The 766-nt window shown below is 62.9% G+C and carries 1 protein-coding gene; it reads left to right on the forward strand.

From position 1 onward, the window contains the following. Positions 1-766, forward strand: a 766-nt coding sequence (locus NL1_RS35995; RefSeq protein ID WP_245673748.1) for an ABC transporter permease, incomplete at both ends; no start/stop codon positions are given.

Consider the following 766-nt stretch of genomic DNA (forward strand, 5'->3'; position numbering starts at 1 on the left):
CGCGAGAATTTCTCGGAGACGGTGGTGTCGTCGTTGCGGACGTTCGGTCGTGCGGTGGGTATCGCGCAGGAGTCGGTGGCGGGGTCAGTCGGTGATATCGCGCGGCGGGAGTTTCAGTGGCGTGAGGCGATTTTGCAGGCGTGGCGGTTGATCACGGTGACGACGGTGCCTGCGATCTTGATGGCGATTCCGTTCGGGGTGATCGTGTCGATCCAGGTCGGCAATCTGATCCACACGCTTGGGGCGGATTCGTTGTTGGGTGCGACCGGTGGTCTGGGTGTGATCAAGCAGGGTGCGCCGATGGCGACGGGGTTTCTGTTGGGTGGGGCGGGGGCGGCGGCGATTGCGGCGGATTTGGGGGCGCGCACGATTCGGGAGGAGATCGATGCGTTGCACACGATGGGGATCTCGCCGATTCATCGGTTGGTGATTCCGCGGATGGTGGCGATGTTGGTGGTGGCGCCGTTGTTGAACGTGTTGATCATTTTCGTGGGTGTGCTGGCGGGGTATGCGGTGGCGATCGGTGGGCAGGGGGTGACGCCGGGGAGTTATTGGGCGACGTTCGGGTCGTTCACGACGGCGGCGGATGTGTGGGTGTCGTTGGTGAAGGCGTTGATCTTCGGGTTTTTGGTGGTGGTTATTGCGTGTCAGCGGGGGTTGGAGGCCAAGGGTGGTCCGCGGGGTGTGGCTGATGCGGTGAACGCGGCGGTGGTGTTGTCGGTGGTGTCGATCGTGTGTGTGAATCTGTTGTTGACGCAGGTGACCG

It is taken from the genome of Nocardia lijiangensis NBRC 108240 (genome assembly GCF_001613045.1).
GTDB classification, from domain to species: domain Bacteria; phylum Actinomycetota; class Actinomycetes; order Mycobacteriales; family Mycobacteriaceae; genus Nocardia; species Nocardia lijiangensis.